The 13,956-nt window shown below is 71.7% G+C and carries 15 protein-coding genes; 7 read left to right on the top strand and 8 right to left on the bottom strand.

The window, feature by feature from the left end; genetic code table 11:
• The first annotated feature begins 9 nt into the window (after positions 1-9).
• Positions 10-1,284 (top strand): serine/threonine-protein kinase, encoded by a 1,275-nt coding sequence (locus YIM_RS26485; RefSeq protein WP_153032914.1) that lies wholly within the window; start codon positions 10-12, stop codon positions 1,282-1,284.
• 16 nt (positions 1,285-1,300) lie between these two features.
• Here the strand turns inward: YIM_RS26485 and YIM_RS26480 are convergent, their stop codons facing one another.
• Positions 1,301-1,642 (bottom strand): helix-turn-helix domain-containing protein, encoded by a 342-nt coding sequence (locus YIM_RS26480; RefSeq protein ID WP_153032913.1) that lies wholly within the window; start codon positions 1,640-1,642, stop codon positions 1,301-1,303.
• A 108-nt stretch (positions 1,643-1,750) separates the two neighbouring features.
• Here YIM_RS26480 and YIM_RS26475 point away from each other — a divergent pair, with 108 nt between their 5' ends.
• The 4 genes from YIM_RS26475 (at position 1,751) to YIM_RS26460 (ending at position 5,228) form a co-directional block, all read left to right on the top strand.
• Positions 1,751-2,920 (top strand): MFS transporter, encoded by a 1,170-nt coding sequence (locus tag YIM_RS26475; protein WP_153032912.1) that lies wholly within the window; start codon positions 1,751-1,753, stop codon positions 2,918-2,920.
• Entirely contained in the window at positions 2,917-3,756 is an 840-nt protein-coding gene (locus YIM_RS26470) for a patatin-like phospholipase family protein (RefSeq protein WP_153032911.1), read from the top strand. Before YIM_RS26475 ends, YIM_RS26470 begins: the two co-directional genes overlap by 4 nt.
• A 19-nt stretch (positions 3,757-3,775) precedes the next feature.
• On the top strand, positions 3,776-4,513 hold the full coding sequence (locus YIM_RS26465) for a GAF and ANTAR domain-containing protein (RefSeq protein WP_153032910.1): 738 nt from the start codon (positions 3,776-3,778) through the stop codon (positions 4,511-4,513).
• A 103-nt stretch (positions 4,514-4,616) separates the two neighbouring features.
• Entirely contained in the window at positions 4,617-5,228 is a 612-nt protein-coding gene (locus YIM_RS26460) for a DUF998 domain-containing protein (protein WP_228004027.1), read from the top strand.
• On the opposite strand, the gene YIM_RS26455 is transcribed toward YIM_RS26460, so the two are convergent.
• Together YIM_RS26455 and YIM_RS26450 are read right to left on the bottom strand one after the other, a co-directional pair.
• On the bottom strand, positions 5,197-6,384 hold the full coding sequence (locus YIM_RS26455) for an MFS transporter (RefSeq protein WP_153032908.1): 1,188 nt from the start codon (positions 6,382-6,384) through the stop codon (positions 5,197-5,199). The two genes, YIM_RS26460 and YIM_RS26455, sit on opposite strands and share 32 nt — an antisense overlap.
• A complete protein-coding gene (locus tag YIM_RS26450; protein ID WP_153032907.1) occupies positions 6,381-6,938 on the bottom strand; it encodes a TetR/AcrR family transcriptional regulator in 558 nt (185 codons plus the stop codon). Before YIM_RS26450 ends, YIM_RS26455 begins: the two co-directional genes overlap by 4 nt.
• Positions 6,939-7,068: 130 nt before the next feature.
• Here YIM_RS26450 and YIM_RS26445 point away from each other — a divergent pair, with 130 nt between their 5' ends.
• Both YIM_RS26445 and clpX read left to right on the top strand, forming a co-directional pair.
• Positions 7,069-8,706: a sulfatase-like hydrolase/transferase gene (locus tag YIM_RS26445; RefSeq protein WP_370468887.1), complete on the top strand. Its 1,638-nt coding sequence runs from the start codon at positions 7,069-7,071 to the stop codon at positions 8,704-8,706.
• A gap of 91 nt (positions 8,707-8,797) precedes the next feature.
• Positions 8,798-10,039 (top strand): ATP-dependent Clp protease ATP-binding subunit ClpX, encoded by a 1,242-nt coding sequence (gene clpX, locus YIM_RS26440; protein ID WP_153032906.1) that lies wholly within the window; start codon positions 8,798-8,800, stop codon positions 10,037-10,039.
• A 9-nt stretch (positions 10,040-10,048) separates the two neighbouring features.
• Here the strand turns inward: clpX and YIM_RS26435 are convergent, their stop codons facing one another.
• From YIM_RS26435 to YIM_RS26415, 5 genes are read right to left on the bottom strand one after another with little or no spacing between them, the layout of a single operon-like run.
• Entirely contained in the window at positions 10,049-10,507 is a 459-nt protein-coding gene (locus YIM_RS26435) for a YkvA family protein (RefSeq protein ID WP_228004026.1), read from the bottom strand.
• Positions 10,508-10,517: 10 nt separating this feature from the next.
• Positions 10,518-11,084, bottom strand: a complete 567-nt coding sequence (locus YIM_RS26430; RefSeq protein WP_153032905.1) for a hypothetical protein — start codon at positions 11,082-11,084, stop codon at positions 10,518-10,520.
• Between the two features lie 46 nt (positions 11,085-11,130).
• Complete coding sequence (locus YIM_RS26425; protein ID WP_153032904.1) at positions 11,131-11,550, bottom strand: DUF4326 domain-containing protein; 420 nt, start codon at positions 11,548-11,550, stop codon at positions 11,131-11,133.
• A gap of 39 nt (positions 11,551-11,589) precedes the next feature.
• Positions 11,590-12,762, bottom strand: coding sequence for an epoxide hydrolase family protein (locus YIM_RS26420; RefSeq protein ID WP_153032903.1), 1,173 nt, complete (start codon positions 12,760-12,762; stop codon positions 11,590-11,592).
• A gap of 17 nt (positions 12,763-12,779) precedes the next feature.
• Entirely contained in the window at positions 12,780-13,925 is a 1,146-nt protein-coding gene (locus YIM_RS26415) for a serine hydrolase (protein ID WP_153032902.1), read from the bottom strand.
• Positions 13,926-13,956: the final 31 nt, after the last annotated feature.

The raw sequence follows: 13,956 nt of genomic DNA, 5'->3' as shown, positions 1-13,956 counted from the left end.
GTGCCCGGCGTGACGGACAGCGGAGTGGTGATCGCGGGGCGCTACCGGCTGGCGAACCGTGCGGGTGAAGGTGCGATGGGCGCGGTGTGGCGCGCCACGGACGAGCGACTTGGCCGGGTGGTCGCCGTCAAGCAACTGGGGACGGACGATCCCCGTGCGATGCGTGAGGCGCGCGTCGCGGCCCGGCTGCGGCACCCCCACGCGGTGACCGTGCACGACGTGGTGGACACAGCCGATGGCACCTACCTGATCATGGAGTACGTGCCGCTGAGCCTGTCCGCGCTGCTGCGCGGCGGGCGGAGGCCACCGGCGGGCCAGGTGGCCGCGATCGGCGCGCAGGTCGCGTCGGCGCTGGCCGCGGCGCACGAGCTGGGCATCGTGCACCGGGATGTCACCCCGGGCAACATCCTGCTCGGGCCGGGGCAGACGGCGAAGATCGCCGACTTCGGCATCTCGTGCGCTCCCGGTGAGGACACGCTGACCGCGGCGGGGTACATCGCGGGCACACCCGCCTACCTCGCCCCGGAGGTCGCCGCGGGAGAGCAGGCCACTCCGGCGTCGGACGTGTTCTCGCTGGGCGCGACGCTGTACACGGCAATGGAAGGGGAACCGCCGTACGGCAAGGAACGGACCACACCGGCGATGCTGATGCGGATCGTCGGCGGTGAGATCGAGCCGCCGCGCCGCAGCGGGCCGCTGACCGGCGTCCTGCTGGGCATGCTCCGGCGGAACCCGGCCGAACGGCCGACCATGGCGCAGGTGCACGCGGAACTTTCGCCGCCACGACCACGTCCGGCCGCGCTGCCGGTGCTTTCGCCGGTTGTTTCCACCGGCGGCGGACCGGATCCGTGGTCACCGGCGCGGCGGCCGCGGTGGCGTGCCGCGGTGGTGCTCGGGCTGGCCGCCGCCGGGCTCGCCGGTGGTGGAGTGCTGGCCGGTTACGCGGCGGGCGGAGACCGGGTCACCGGCACCGCGGATCTGGTCGCCGCGCCCAGCGCGTGCGAGGCCAGCCTGGAGGTGACCAACTCGTGGCCGGGTGGCTACGAGGCGCGGGTGACCGTGCGGAACGTGAACCCCACCGCGATCGACGGCTGGACGGTGCAGTGGGCGCAGCCCGCCGGGCACGCCGTCAACGACCTGTGGAACGGGCGGCTGGAACAACACGGCGAGGAGATCACCGTGACGGGCGGGACACTGGCCGCCGAGGGCAGTACCGGCTTCGGGCTGATCGCCGGCGTGCATTCGGACAACCCGGTCCTGCCCGCGGTTTCCTGTCAGGCGTGAGCGCTTTCGAAAGCGCTTATCCCGCGCCGCGGATTTCTTCGAGGCGTTCTTTCCGGTCACAACCCCAGGCGCCGAGCGGGCGCAGCGCTTCGATGAGGGTGGTGCCCGAATCGGTCAGCGAGTACTCGACCTTCGGCGGGACGACGTGGTGCACTTCCCGGTGCACCACCTCGTCGCGTTCGAGTTCGCGCAGGTGCTGGATGAGCATCTTCTCGCTGACTCCGGTCAGCTCGCGCTTGAGCTGGCCGAACCGCCGCGGGCCCTGGCCCAGTGCCCACAGGATGAGCACCTTCCACTTGCCGTCGACCACGTCGATCCCGGCGTCCAGGCCGGACACGAATTTCTGGCACGAGGGCACGGCGCACACACCTTCCGGTAAGTACCCCACCAATTAGTGGGTTCTTGATCATCGGTAACTCCGGAACCAGGATCGAAGCGCTGGTATTCCCCGATTCCGGACGTGAGCATGCGCCTTTCCCTGTTCTCCCTGCTGCTGGTCGTCTTCGGCCTGACCACCGGCGAGTTCGTCATCGCCGGAATCCTGCCCGACGTGGCCGCCGGGCTGTCGGTGTCCGTCCCGGCGGCGGGCCTGCTGGTCAGCGCCTACGCGGCCGGCATGATCGTCGGCGGGCCGGTGGTCACCGTGCTCACCGCCCGCGTGGCCCGCAAACCGCTGATCACCGGGCTGATCCTGGTTTCCGTGCTGGGCAACCTGGGTTCCGCGGTGGCACCCGGGTACGCCCTGCTGCTGTTCTCCCGTTTTGTCGCCGGATTGGTGGTGGCCACCTTCTTCGCGGTGGGCATCGCGATCGCGGTATCCCTGGCCGAACCGGGCAAGCAGGCCTCGGCGGTGGCAAAACTGACGCTGGGCCTGAACCTCGGCATCGTGCTGGGCACCCCGTTGGGCACCTTCGTCGGGCACAACCTCGGCTGGCGGGCCACTTTCGCCGCGGTGGCCCTGAGCAGCCTGATCGCCCTGCCGCTGGTGTCGAAGTACGTGCCCGCGCGGCCCGCCGCCACCACCGGCTCGGTGCTGGGGGAGCTGCGGGTGTTCGCCGGCCGCGACCTGCGCTGGGCCCTTCTGCTCACCGCGGCCGGAAACCTCGGTGTGGTAACGGTTTTTGTCTACATCACCCCGTTGCTCACCGGGCTCAGCGGGTTCGGCGCCGAGGCCGTGCCGTGGCTGCTGCTGGTCTACGGCGCCGGTGCGGTCGCGGGCAACTTCCTCGGCGGGCGGCTGGCGGACAGGGCACTGCTGCCCTCGGTGGCCGCACTGCTCGCCGCGCTCGCCGGTGTGCTCGTGGTGTGCTGGCTGCTCAGCTCGAGCCGCCCGGCCGCGGCGGTGCTCACCTTCGTGCTCGGCCTGCTGGCCTTCGCGATCATTCCCGGGATGCAGACGCGGGTGGTGACCACCGCCGGTGCCGCGCCCACGCTCGCGGTCGCGGTCAACGCGTCGGGCTTCCAGCTCGCCTCCGCGTTCGCGGGCTGGCTCGGCGGCTGGGTCATCGAGGACGGGCCGGGGCTGGGTTCGCTCTACCTCGTCGGCGCCGCACTGACCGTGGCCGGCCTCGGCGTAGCCCTGTACTCGCTGCGCCGCGACCGAGCTGTCGTGTGGTACTGCATGATGGGCCGATGACGCAGCGCGCACTGGTCCTCGGCGGCGGTGGCATCACCGGGATCGCCTGGGAATGGGGAATGCTGACGGGGCTCGCCGAAGCCGGCGTGGACCTCACCGGCGCGGACCTGGTGATCGGCACCTCCGCGGGTTCGGTGGTGGGCGCGCAGGTCGCGTCCGGCGTCGAGCCCGCGGTCCGGTACCAGGCCCAGCTCGAACCACCGGACGGCGAGCTGGCCGCGACGCTCGGCCGCGGCCTGATGCTGCGGTTCGCGCTGGCGCTGCTCGGCCCGCCGTCGGGGGAGAGGTTCCGCGCCCGCGTCGGCCGGATCGCGTTGCGGGCCCGCACCGAGGCGGCCGAGGCCGACCGCATCGCGGTGATCGAATCGCGGCTCCCGGTCCGCGACTGGCCGGAGCGCCGGCTGCTGATCACCGCGGTGGACGCGGTCAGCGGCCGGTTCCGCGCGTTCGACCGGCACGACGGCGTACCGCTGGTGCACGCGGTCGCGGCGAGCTGCGCGGTACCGGGGGTCTGGCCGCCGGTGACCATCGACGGCCGCCGCTACATCGACGGCGGGGTCCGGTCGGGTTCGAACGCGGACCTGGCCGCCGGTGCGGACCGGGTGGTGGTGCTCGCGCCGCTGCCGCGCGGGATCGGCCCGATGACCCCGGTCGGCAAGCAGGTCGAGGTGTTGCGGGAACGGTCGGAGGTCGAGCTGGTGAGCCCGGACCGGGCCGCGCTCGAAGCCTTCGGGCGCAACGTGCTCGATCCGGCGGCCCGTGCCGCGGCGGCACGGGCGGGCTACGCGCAGGCGAAGTCGGAGGTCGAACGTGTCGGGGCGGTCTGGGCCGAGTAGAGCTATCGTCGGTGGTCTGATGGCTGACAAGGCAGAGAACGCGGACTTCGCGAAGCTGACCAGGCTCCTGCTCGACGCGGAAACCACGGGCGGGGTGCTGGAACGGGTGGTCGACGCGGCGCACCAGGTGGTGCCGGGCGCCGAACTGGTGTCGATCACCCTGCGTTCGCCGGACGGCCGTTTCCACACCCCGATCGACACCGCGCCGATCGCGTTGGACCTCGACCAGGTCCAGTACGACACCGGCGAAGGCCCCTGCCTGGACGCCGCCCGGCCCGACGGCCCGGCGTGCGCGCGCTGCGCCGATCTCGCCACCGGTTCGCCGTGGCCCCGGTTCGGCCCGGCCGCGGCCCGGCACGGGTACCACGCCGTGCTGTCCACCGCGCTCGTGCCGGACGTGCGGCCGCCGCGGTTGTCCGGCGCGCTCAACATCTACCGCTCCTCGCCCGGCGATTTCGGGGCGGACGCGGTGGAGATGGCGCTGCTGCTCGCGACGCACGCGTCACTGGCACTGGCCCGGACCGAAGCCGTCACCCGTGCCGATCTCGAAGCCGTTCAGCTGCGCGAGGCGATCGACACCCGGGACGTGATCGGTCAGGCCAAGGGCATCCTGATGGCGCGGCGCGGCCTTTCCGCCGACGAGGCGTTCGCGTTCCTGCGCCGCGCTTCGCAGAACCTCAACGTCAAACTCGCCGAGTTGGCCGAAACGCTGGTCAAGCGGCGTTCGGAGCTGGACTCGGGCGACAGGTTGCACTGAGGGTCATCGTTCGGCAACAATTCGTGTTCGCTTCGCTCTTTCGCCCATTCGGGGTGTTTCACTGACCTGCATGCACCCGACGGCTTCGGTCCAGACGCCCCAGATGAGCTTCGTGCACTCCTACCTGTTCCTGCGCCGGGCGGTCGGGGTGATCGGGCTGGCGCTCCCGGTGGTGCTCATCGTCGGGAAGCTGGTGCTGGAGGGCGGCGGCACGCTCTCGTCGATCAGCGCCTACTACCACAGCGTGATGCGCGGGGTTTTTGTCGGCAGCATGTGCGCGGTCGGCACCTTCCTGCTGTCCTACCGCGGGCACAGCCGGTTCGACGACCTGTGCGGTGACATCGCCGCGGTGGCCGCGATCGGCGTCGGCCTGTTCCCGGTCGCCGGGCCGGATCCGTCGCCGACCCAGCGGGCGGTGGAAATCGTGCACGTGGCCTGTGCCGCGGTGTTCTTCGTGACGCTGGCGGTGTTCTGCCTGTTCCTGTTCACCAAGACCAGTGGTGAACCGACGCGGCGCAAGACCTGGCGCAACCGCGTCTACCGCACCTGCGGGGTGGTCATGCTGGCCTGCCTGGTGCTGATCGCGCTCGAGGGCCTGTGGCTGGCCGACGAGCTGGCCGCGCTGCATCCGGTGCTGTGGCTGGAATCCGCGGCCATCTTCGCCTTCGGGGCGGCGTGGTGGATCAAGGGCGAGACGCTGCTTCGCGACCCCTGACCCGGACAGCCGGCGCGCACGCACCGGCGACCAGCAGCATCACCAGCACCACCACGAGCGCGTTGCGCAGCCCGGCGTACTCGCCGAGCAGGCCGAGCAGCGGCGGCCCGACCAGGAACGCCAGATACCCGATGGTGGCCACGGCGCTGACCCGCGCCGCCGCGTTCTCCGGCTCGTCGCCGGCGGCCGACAGCGCGACCGGGAAGCCCAGCGAGGTACCGAGTCCCCACAGCACCACGCCGACCGCGGCGAGTTCGATGCCCGGCGCGAGTATCACCAGCGCGACCCCGGCGGTGGCGATCACCGCGCTGCCCCGCATCGCCGTGGCGCGGCCGAACCGGTCGAGCACCCGGCTCCCGCTGAACCGCCCGACCGACATCGCCAGGCCGAACAGCGCGTAGGCGACCGAGCCGATGGTCGCGGTGGCACCGAAACCGTCCACGGTGATCAGCGGCAGCCAGTCGTTGGCCGATCCTTCGGCCAGCGCCATGCCGAGCACGATCACGCCGATCAGCACCACGCGCGGCTCCCGCCACACCTTCGTTTTCGCCTTCGGAGCGCCCTCGTCCTCGGCGGGGGCGTGCGCGGGAATGCCGCGCACCGCCCAGACCGACACCGCCGCCATCAACGCGGCCGAGGTGCCCACGTGCAGCGCCACCGGCACGGCCAGCGCGTTGAGCGCGATCCCGGCGAGCGCACCGGCGAAGGTGCCGATGCTGAAGCAGCCGTGCATGGCTGGCAGGACCGAGGCAGCCAGCGCACGCTCGATCTCGGCGCCTTCGACGTTCTGCGCGACTTCGGAGGCGCCCATGCCCAGGCCGAAGAACGCCAGCCCGCCGCAGACCAGCCAGCCCGCGCCCACCGCCGCACCGAGCGCGATGAGCAGCAGTCCGCCCACCATGGCCACCGCGCCGAGCGCGATCACGAACCGCCCGCCCCTGGCCACCACCAGCTTCCCGGCCACCGCGATGCCGAACAGCGAACCCACCGACAGCCCGGCGATGATCACGCCCATTTGCGCGGTGGAGGCGCCGACCGAGTCGCGGATCGCCGGGGTCCTGGTCACCCAGGACGCGAAGGTGATGCCGGTGAGCAGGAACATGGCGAACAACGCGGCACGCCACCGCCGGACCTCGGGCGTGGTCGGCGCGCTCATCGGGCGGTGATCCGGTGCACCGCGCGCCGCACCCGGTCGGCGTCGAAGGGTTCGGTGGACAGGTGGCTGTGCAGCACCATGCCCTCGATCAGCGCGTCGATCTCCGGCGCCGCGTCCTCGGGGAAGTGCCGCGCCAGCGACCGGCGGCTGGCGTTCATCCAGTCCTGGATCAGTTCGCGGAAGGCGGGCTTGCGGATGGCGAGCACGTACAGCTCGACCATCAGCAGCAGGTCGCGGTCGAAGCCGAGGCTCTCGTCGCAGATGATCCGGACCACGCCTTCGCGGCCGTCGCCGTCCTCGGGGATCGCCGCGAGCGCGGCGTCGAACCGGCCGTGCATGCGCTCGGCGAGCCGGGTGAAGGCGAGCCGCAGCAGTTCGTCGAGGCTCTCGAAGTGGTACGTGAGCGAGCCGAGCGGCACGTCGGCGGCGTCGGCCACGGTGCGGTGCGAGGTCCCGGCGACCCCGCGTTCGGCGATCACGTCGATGGCCGCTTCGATGATGCGTTCGCGCCGTTCGGGGTCGAATCGACGGCGGCGCGCGGGTTGTGCGGTCATGCTGCTCCACTCGGGTCGATGCGTACGACTGTACACATCGGCGCGGGTGAATGTGAACCACGAGTAGCCGCGGGCCGTGTAACCGGGAGAAGGCCCGCAGATTCCGCCGCAGGAAAGGACTTCCGGTCGAGTGAGCGAGGAAACGGAGAGCACCGCGCGCCCGGTGCGGCGGGCGCTGGCACGCGCCGGACTGGTGCTGGCCGCGCTGCTGGTGTTCGCCGCGCTGGTGGTGCCGGACGAACTGGACCGGCTGAGCCCCGGCGCCTTCGCCCGGCTCCCGGTCGAGGCGCTGGCCGGGGTCGCGCTGGTGCTCGTGCTGCCGGTGCGCCCGCGCCGGGTGCTGGCCGCGCTGGCCGGTGCCGTGCTCGGGCTGCTGACCATCGTCAAGCTGATCAACATGGGCTTCCGGGTCGCGCTCGACCGGCCGTTCAACCCGGTGTTCGACTGGGACCTGTTCGGCCCCGCGATCGACCTGCTGACCACGTCGATCGGCGAGGCGGGCGCGATCGCCGCGGTCTGCGGCATCGTGCTGGTGGCACTGGTGCTGGTGGTGCTGCTGGCCTTGTCGGCGGTGCGGCTGGCCCGGCTGGTGGCCGGGCACCGGACCACCTCGACCCGGGTGGTCTCGGTGCTCGGGGTGGTCTGGATCGCCTGCGCGGTGCTCGGCGTGCAGTTCGTGCCCGGCGAGCCGGTGGCGGCCAACAGCGCGGTCGCCTTCGCCTACGAGGACCTGCGGAAGGTGCGGGCAGACCTGCTCGACCAGGACGCCTTCGCCGCGGAGTCGGGCGCGCCGGACCCGTTCGCCGCGGTGCCCGGAGACCAGTTGCTGACCGCGTTGCGCGGCAAGGACGTGGTGTTCACCTTCGTCGAGAGCTACGGCCGGTTCGCCGTGCACGGCTCCGACGTCGCGGCCCGGATCGGCCCGCTGCTCGACCAGGGCACCGAGCGGCTGCGCGCGGCCGGGTTCGGTGCCCGCAGCGCGTACCTCACGTCGCCGACCACCGGCGGCGGCAGCTGGCTCGCGCATTCGACCCTGCAGTCCGGGCTGGAGGTCAAGAACGAACAGCGCTACGACACCGTGCTCGCCAGCGACCGGCTCACCCTCGGCGGGGCGTTCCAGCGAGCGGGCTGGCGCACGGTCGGTGACGTTCCGGCGCACACGCGGGACTGGCCGGAGGGCGCGTTCTACGGCTACGACGGGTACTACGACGCGCGGAACGTCGGTTACCAGGGCCCGTCCGCGTCGTACGTGACGATGCCCGACCAGTTCACCCTGTCCGCCTTCCACCGCAACGAGCGCGCGGTACCCGGCCACCAGCCGGTGATGGCGGAGATCGACCTGGTGTCCAGCCACTTCCCGTGGGCGCCGCCGCCCCCGGTGCTGGACTGGAACGCGGTCGGCGACGGCTCGGTCTACCACTCGCTGGGCCGTCCGCCGGTCGAGGGCATGTGGTCGGATCCGGCGCTGATCCGCGGCGCCTACGCCGAAACCGTGGAGTACTCGCTGGCCACCCTGCTGTCCTATGTGGAGACACACGGCGGGGACGACCTGGTGCTGGTTTTCCTCGGTGACCACCAGCCCTCGACCATGGTCACCGGTGAGGGCGCGGACTGGGACGTGCCGGTGACCATCGTCGCCCGGGATCCGGCGGTGCTCGACCGCGCGGCGGGCTGGGGCTGGGACGAGGGCCTGCGGCCCGGACCCCACGCGCCGGTCAAGCCCATGCAGGACTTCCGCGACCAGTTCCTGACCGCCTACGCGAGGTGATCACCGTGCCGACCTTGCCGATCAGCGTCGATCCGGCATACTCTCAACATCGAGATGGTGTGAACATTTGAAATGCGGGGAGTATTTCCGGATGGCAGCCGGTGAGCAGGCACCGCGGTGCTCCTTCTGCGGGCGCGCACAGCATCTGGTCGGACGGCTGATCGCCGGTCCGTCCGGGGTGCACATCTGCGACGAGTGCGTCGGGCAGTGCACCGAGCTGATCGAAGAGCCCGAGGTCGCCGCGGTGCGCGAAGCGGCAGGGCTCCCGCGCCCGCACGAGATCTGCGCCTACCTCGACCGGTACGTGGTCGGTCAGCCCGGCGCGAAGCGGGCGCTGTCGGTGGCGGTCTACAACCACTACAAGCGGATCGAACGCGGGGCGGCGGGCAGCGGGCGCCACGCCAAGGACACCGAAGAACCGATCGAACTGGGCAAGTCGAACGTCCTGCTGCTCGGGCCGACCGGCTGCGGCAAGACCCATCTGGCGCGCACGCTGGCGAGGGTGCTGGACGTGCCGTTCGCGATCGCCGACGCCACCACGCTGACCGAAGCCGGGTACGTGGGCGAGGACGTGGACAACATCCTCCTCAAGCTGGTCCAGGCAGCGGATTACGACCTGGAGCGCGCCCAGACCGGCATCGTCTACCTCGACGAGGTCGACAAGCTCGCGCGCAAGTCGGAGAACCCGTCGATCACCAGGGACGTCTCCGGCGAGGGCGTGCAGCAGGCGCTGTTGAAGATCCTCGAAGGCAACGTCGTGTCGGTGCCCCCGCAGGGCGGGCGCAAGCACCCGCACCAGGAGGCGCTGCGCTTCGACACGACGAACGTGCTGTTCATCGCCGCGGGCGCGTTCGACGGACTGGACCGGCTGGCCGGTGACCGGGCCGGGCGGCGCGGGCTCGGCTTCGGCGCGGAACTCGGGAGCGGCACGCTGCCGCGGGTGCAGCCCCAGGACCTGGTGCGCTACGGGCTGATCCCGGAGTTCGTCGGCAGGCTGCCGGTGGTCTCCGCGGTGCGGCCGCTCGACCGGGCGACGCTGGCGCGCATTCTGACCGAACCACGGGACGCGTTGATCAAGCAGTACCGTCGGCTGCTCGCGCTCGACGGCGTCGAACTCCGGTTCACCGAGGACGCGGTCGACGCGATCGCCGAGCAGTCACTGCTTCGCGGCACGGGTGCGCGCGCGTCGCGGGCCGTGCTCGAAGAGGTACTGCTGCCGGTGATGTACGAGGTGCCCAGCCGCGACGACATCGCCGAGGTGATCATCAGCCGCGAAACCGTGCTGGACCGGGTGCGCCCGATCGTGGTGCCGCGGGAGAGCCGCAGTGCGTGAGCGTCTGTGTCAGGAGCGGACGCGGTCGCGTTCCCAGCGCAGGAACATCCCGGACGCCGCGGAAACGCTCGAGAACAGCCAGACCAGCACCCCGGCGTCGTCGGTGACCCCGAGCAGCGGCAGCAGTTCGGGCAGCAGGTCGATCGGCGAAACCAGGTACACCAGTGCCAGCGCCCACAACGCGATCCGGCTCTTCGGCAGCCCGGTGTAGCCCTCACGGCGGGCACGCAGCAGGCGTGGCAGCGCGCGGACGCGGTCCAGGGGATTCCCGACCGGCACGGGCTCACCGGCGGCGATCCGGCGCCGCCGCTTCGCCGCCCGCCAGGCCAGCCCGCCGGCGAACACCGCCACGCCGAGCACCAGCAGCCCGACGCCGAACCCGGTCGCCGGGATGCCGAGCACGTCGGCGTCCCGGAACAGCAGGATCGAGAGCCCCAGGACAACCAGCATCACACCGAGTACGGCCACGAATACGAGTCTAGGTGCGCCGCGCGAGCGCGGCTGCCTCGATGTACGCCGAGGCGGACGGATGGTGGGCGAGCACCACGAACGCGGCCATGCCGACGATGACCACCGTCGCCTGCGCGAAGCCCAGTGGCTGGAGGCTGCCCGGGAGGTGCATGGTGTACGTCCCGGTCAAGTACTTGTCCAAAGAGGACAGCGCGGAGGAACCGGGCACCGCGGCGAACACGCCGGTCACCAGCCACAGCACGGCGAACACGGTGAGCGTGGTCCGCGCGCCGGAACTGCCCTTGCGCAGGTACACCCCGAGCACGATCCACGGCACCGACAGCACTGCGAAAACCACCAGTACAACGGCGAAAAAGGTGAGGAAGTCCGGCGAAATCGCCTTGGCCCACTCCCGCTTGGCCGGGGTGAACGGGGTGCCGCCGATGCTCGTGGCGGTGCCGTCGGCCACCCCGCCGATCCAGTTCATCGTGCTGAAGCAGGCGGCCGCGGTCAGCCCGATCACCGCGAGCGGCACCAGCACGGCCAGCAGGAAGGCGGCGGTCAGCGACGCGGGCCGGGCCTGGAGCGAAGTCACGCCAGGGACCCTAGCGGTGCGCCCAGCCCACCGGCCCGGACCGGCGTTACCTGATCGAGATCAGTGGCCCGCGGTGCCGGCCGGCGAGCACGTCGCCGTGGCACTGGCTCGGCGCGCACCAGCAGCCGAGCGCCCGCCCCCGCAGCTCACCGAGCCCGAGCCGCCGGAGCAGGGCGGGCTGCAGGTCCAGCCACTCCTCGTACAACCGGACCGCCAGCGCCCGGTCGGTCCTGGCCTCGGCGACGAACGGGCTGGCGAAATCCGATTCCGGCCAGGTGTGCCTGGCACCGGCGTGACCGATGTAGGTCAGCAGGCCCGCCTCGGTCAGCCATGGCACCAGCCGCCGGTGCGGCCCGTTCTTCCGGACGTTGACCACGGTGGCCTGTCCGCCGAGCACCAGGGCGGCGCGTTCCTGCTCGTCCTCGGTCCACCGGGACGCCTGCTCCGGCAGTCCGCTGCACGTCATGGCCCCACCCTAGGTGCGAGGCCGCCGGTGGCAACTTGATCAAGGCAAATCGGCGTAGAATTTCCGCAGGTCACCGACCAGCAGGCCGGGGACCTCCATCGCCGGGAAGTGCCCGCCGCTGCCGAATTCCGACCAGTGGGAAACCCGGCCGGCCGGATCGGCCAGCGAGCGGATCGTGTCGTCGCCGGCGAAGACCGCGTAACCGACCGGCGGGCCGGGCGGCAGCTCGTCCGCGGGCGGCTGGTGCGCGGCCATCTCGCGGTAGACCCGCATGCCCTCGTAGACCGCGTGCGCGGAGGACATCCCGGCGCCGGTGAACCAGAAAACGCTGATCGCGGTGAGCAGCTGGTCGCGGTCGACCGCCTTTTCCGGCAGGTCGTGCGCCGGACCGGTCCACTCGCGGAACTTCTCGGCGATCCAGGCGAGCTGCGCCACCGGCGAGTCGTGCAGCCCGTACCCGACGGTCTGCGGCCGGGTCGCCTGGATGTGCAGGTAGCCCAGCCCGTCCTGCTGGATCCGGTTGAACCGCTCGGCCCGGGCCCGGTCCGCCGGGGACAGTCCGGCGGTCTCGATCGGCGGGCCGAACGGCATGGCCGCGGCCGTGCCGGTCACGTGCACACCGGCGACCCGTTCGCCGTCGACCATGGCGAGCAACTGCGCGACGCCCGCGCCCGCGTCGGTGCCCTGCACGACGTAGCGCGCATAACCCAGCCGCCGCATCAGCTCCGCCCACGCCTGCGCGACGCGGAACAGGTTGCCCCAGCCCGCACCGGCCATCGGCGTGGAGAAGCCGTACCCGGGCAGCGACGGGATCACCAGGTCGAACGCCTTGGCCGGGTCGCCGCCGTGCGCCCGCGGATCGGTCAGCGGGCCGATCACCCGGAGGAACTCGATCGGTGAACTCGGCCAGCCGTGGATCATCAGCAGCGGCCGCGCGCCCGGCTCCGGCGAGCGGACGTGCAGGAAGTGGACGCGCTGCCCGTCGATCTCCGTGGTGAACTGCGGGATCTCGTTGAGCCGCGCCTCCTGCTCACGCCAATCGAACTCCTCGGCCCAGTAGGTGGCCAGTTCACGCAGGTAGCCGACCGGCACCCCGCGTTCCCAGCCGGTACCGGGCAGTTCGCGAGGCCACCGGGTGCGGGCGACGCGGTCGCGGAGGTCGTCGATTTCGGCCTGCGGGATGTCGATGCGGAAGGGCTGGATTTCGGTCATGGGAATGACGTTATGGGTCAATGCGGAAGGGTTCGTTCCGCGTTTGCCAGCGTCCAGAAGTCCCGCATCAGCTTCGGCGCCTCCGGGCCGTCCGAGGCCACCTGGGTGAGCAGGACGGCGATCGCGCCGGTCGACGGCACCAGGTGCGCCGTGGTGCCGGTGCCGCCGATCCAGCCGTACCGGCCCGGCACGATCCACGGGTCCACCGGATCCACGTCCACCGCGCCGCCGAAGCCCCAGCTCTGCCCCTCCAGGAACAGTTCGCTGCCTTCGCGCTGCGACCGGGTGAGCTGGTCGGTCACCAGCTGCCGCACCGACTCCGCGGACAGCACGTGCTCACCGCCCGCCAGCAGCATCCGGGCGAACCGGTGCCAGTCGCGCGCGGTCGACACCAGCCCGCCCGCACCGGACGGGAAGGCGGGGAGGTGGCTCCACTGCCCGTCCGGGCCGTCGGCCCGCTCGAACCCGTCCGCCGACGGGCGGTAGTAGGTGGTGAAGCGGTGCCGCTGTTCCGGCGGCACGGCGAATCCGGTGTCGGTCATGCCCAGCGGCTCGAACAGGCGCTCGGCGAGGAACTCCGGCAGCGACCGCCCGCTCGCCCTGGCGATCAGCACGCCCTGGAGGTCGGAACTGGTGTTGTAGAGCCATCCCTCGCCGGGCTGGTGCCCGAGCGGAACGCGGGACAGCGCGGCCAGCCACTCGTCCGGCGGTGGCACGTGCTGCGGTTCGCGGCCGTCCTTCTGCACGCTGAACAGCGCCTGCACGGCGGGGCGCGAGAAGTCGGAGGAGAAGCCGTACCCGGCGGTCGAGGTGAGCAGGTGCGCCACGGTGATCGGGCGGACGGCGGGCACCAGGTCGTCGACCGGTCCGTCCGGGGTGCGCACCACCATCGGCGACGCCAGTTCCGGCAGCCACTTCGCGACGGGATCGTCGAACGCGAGCACGCCGTCCTCGACGAGCACCAGGACCGCGGCGGCGACGATCGGCTTGGTGATCGACGCGAGCCGGAAGATCGAGTCCGCCGCCATCGGCGTCCCGGACTCGATGTCGGCGAACCCGGCGGTCCGCACCTCGACTCGATCACCGCGTGCCACCAGCGCCACCGCGCCGGGCACGGTCCCGGCTGCCACGTGGGTGTCCAGCAGTTCCTGCAGTTCGTCCATCGGGCCGTCCTTTCCTCATCGAGGCAGACCG

This window comes from Amycolatopsis sp. YIM 10 (genome assembly GCF_009429145.1).
GTDB lineage: Bacteria > Actinomycetota > Actinomycetes > Mycobacteriales > Pseudonocardiaceae > Amycolatopsis.
Note: the sequence above shows the minus strand (reverse complement) of the source record. Positions and strands in the feature narration are given on the sequence as shown.

Coding starts and splice junctions, on each gene's coding strand:
- YIM_RS26475 (WP_153032912.1), top strand. CDS start 1,751: ATGCGCCTTTCCCTGTTCTCCCTGCTGCTGGTCGTCTTCGGCCTGACC.
- YIM_RS26470 (WP_153032911.1), top strand. CDS start 2,917: ATGACGCAGCGCGCACTGGTCCTCGGCGGCGGTGGCATCACCGGGATC.
- YIM_RS26465 (WP_153032910.1), top strand. CDS start 3,776: ATGGCTGACAAGGCAGAGAACGCGGACTTCGCGAAGCTGACCAGGCTC.
- YIM_RS26460 (WP_228004027.1), top strand. CDS start 4,617: ATGAGCTTCGTGCACTCCTACCTGTTCCTGCGCCGGGCGGTCGGGGTG.
- YIM_RS26455 (WP_153032908.1), bottom strand. CDS start 6,384: ATGAGCGCGCCGACCACGCCCGAGGTCCGGCGGTGGCGTGCCGCGTTG.
- YIM_RS26450 (WP_153032907.1), bottom strand. CDS start 6,938: ATGACCGCACAACCCGCGCGCCGCCGTCGATTCGACCCCGAACGGCGC.
- clpX (WP_153032906.1), top strand. CDS start 8,798: ATGGCAGCCGGTGAGCAGGCACCGCGGTGCTCCTTCTGCGGGCGCGCA.
- YIM_RS26425 (WP_153032904.1), bottom strand. CDS start 11,550: ATGACGTGCAGCGGACTGCCGGAGCAGGCGTCCCGGTGGACCGAGGAC.
- YIM_RS26420 (WP_153032903.1), bottom strand. CDS start 12,762: ATGACCGAAATCCAGCCCTTCCGCATCGACATCCCGCAGGCCGAAATC.
- YIM_RS26415 (WP_153032902.1), bottom strand. CDS start 13,925: ATGGACGAACTGCAGGAACTGCTGGACACCCACGTGGCAGCCGGGACC.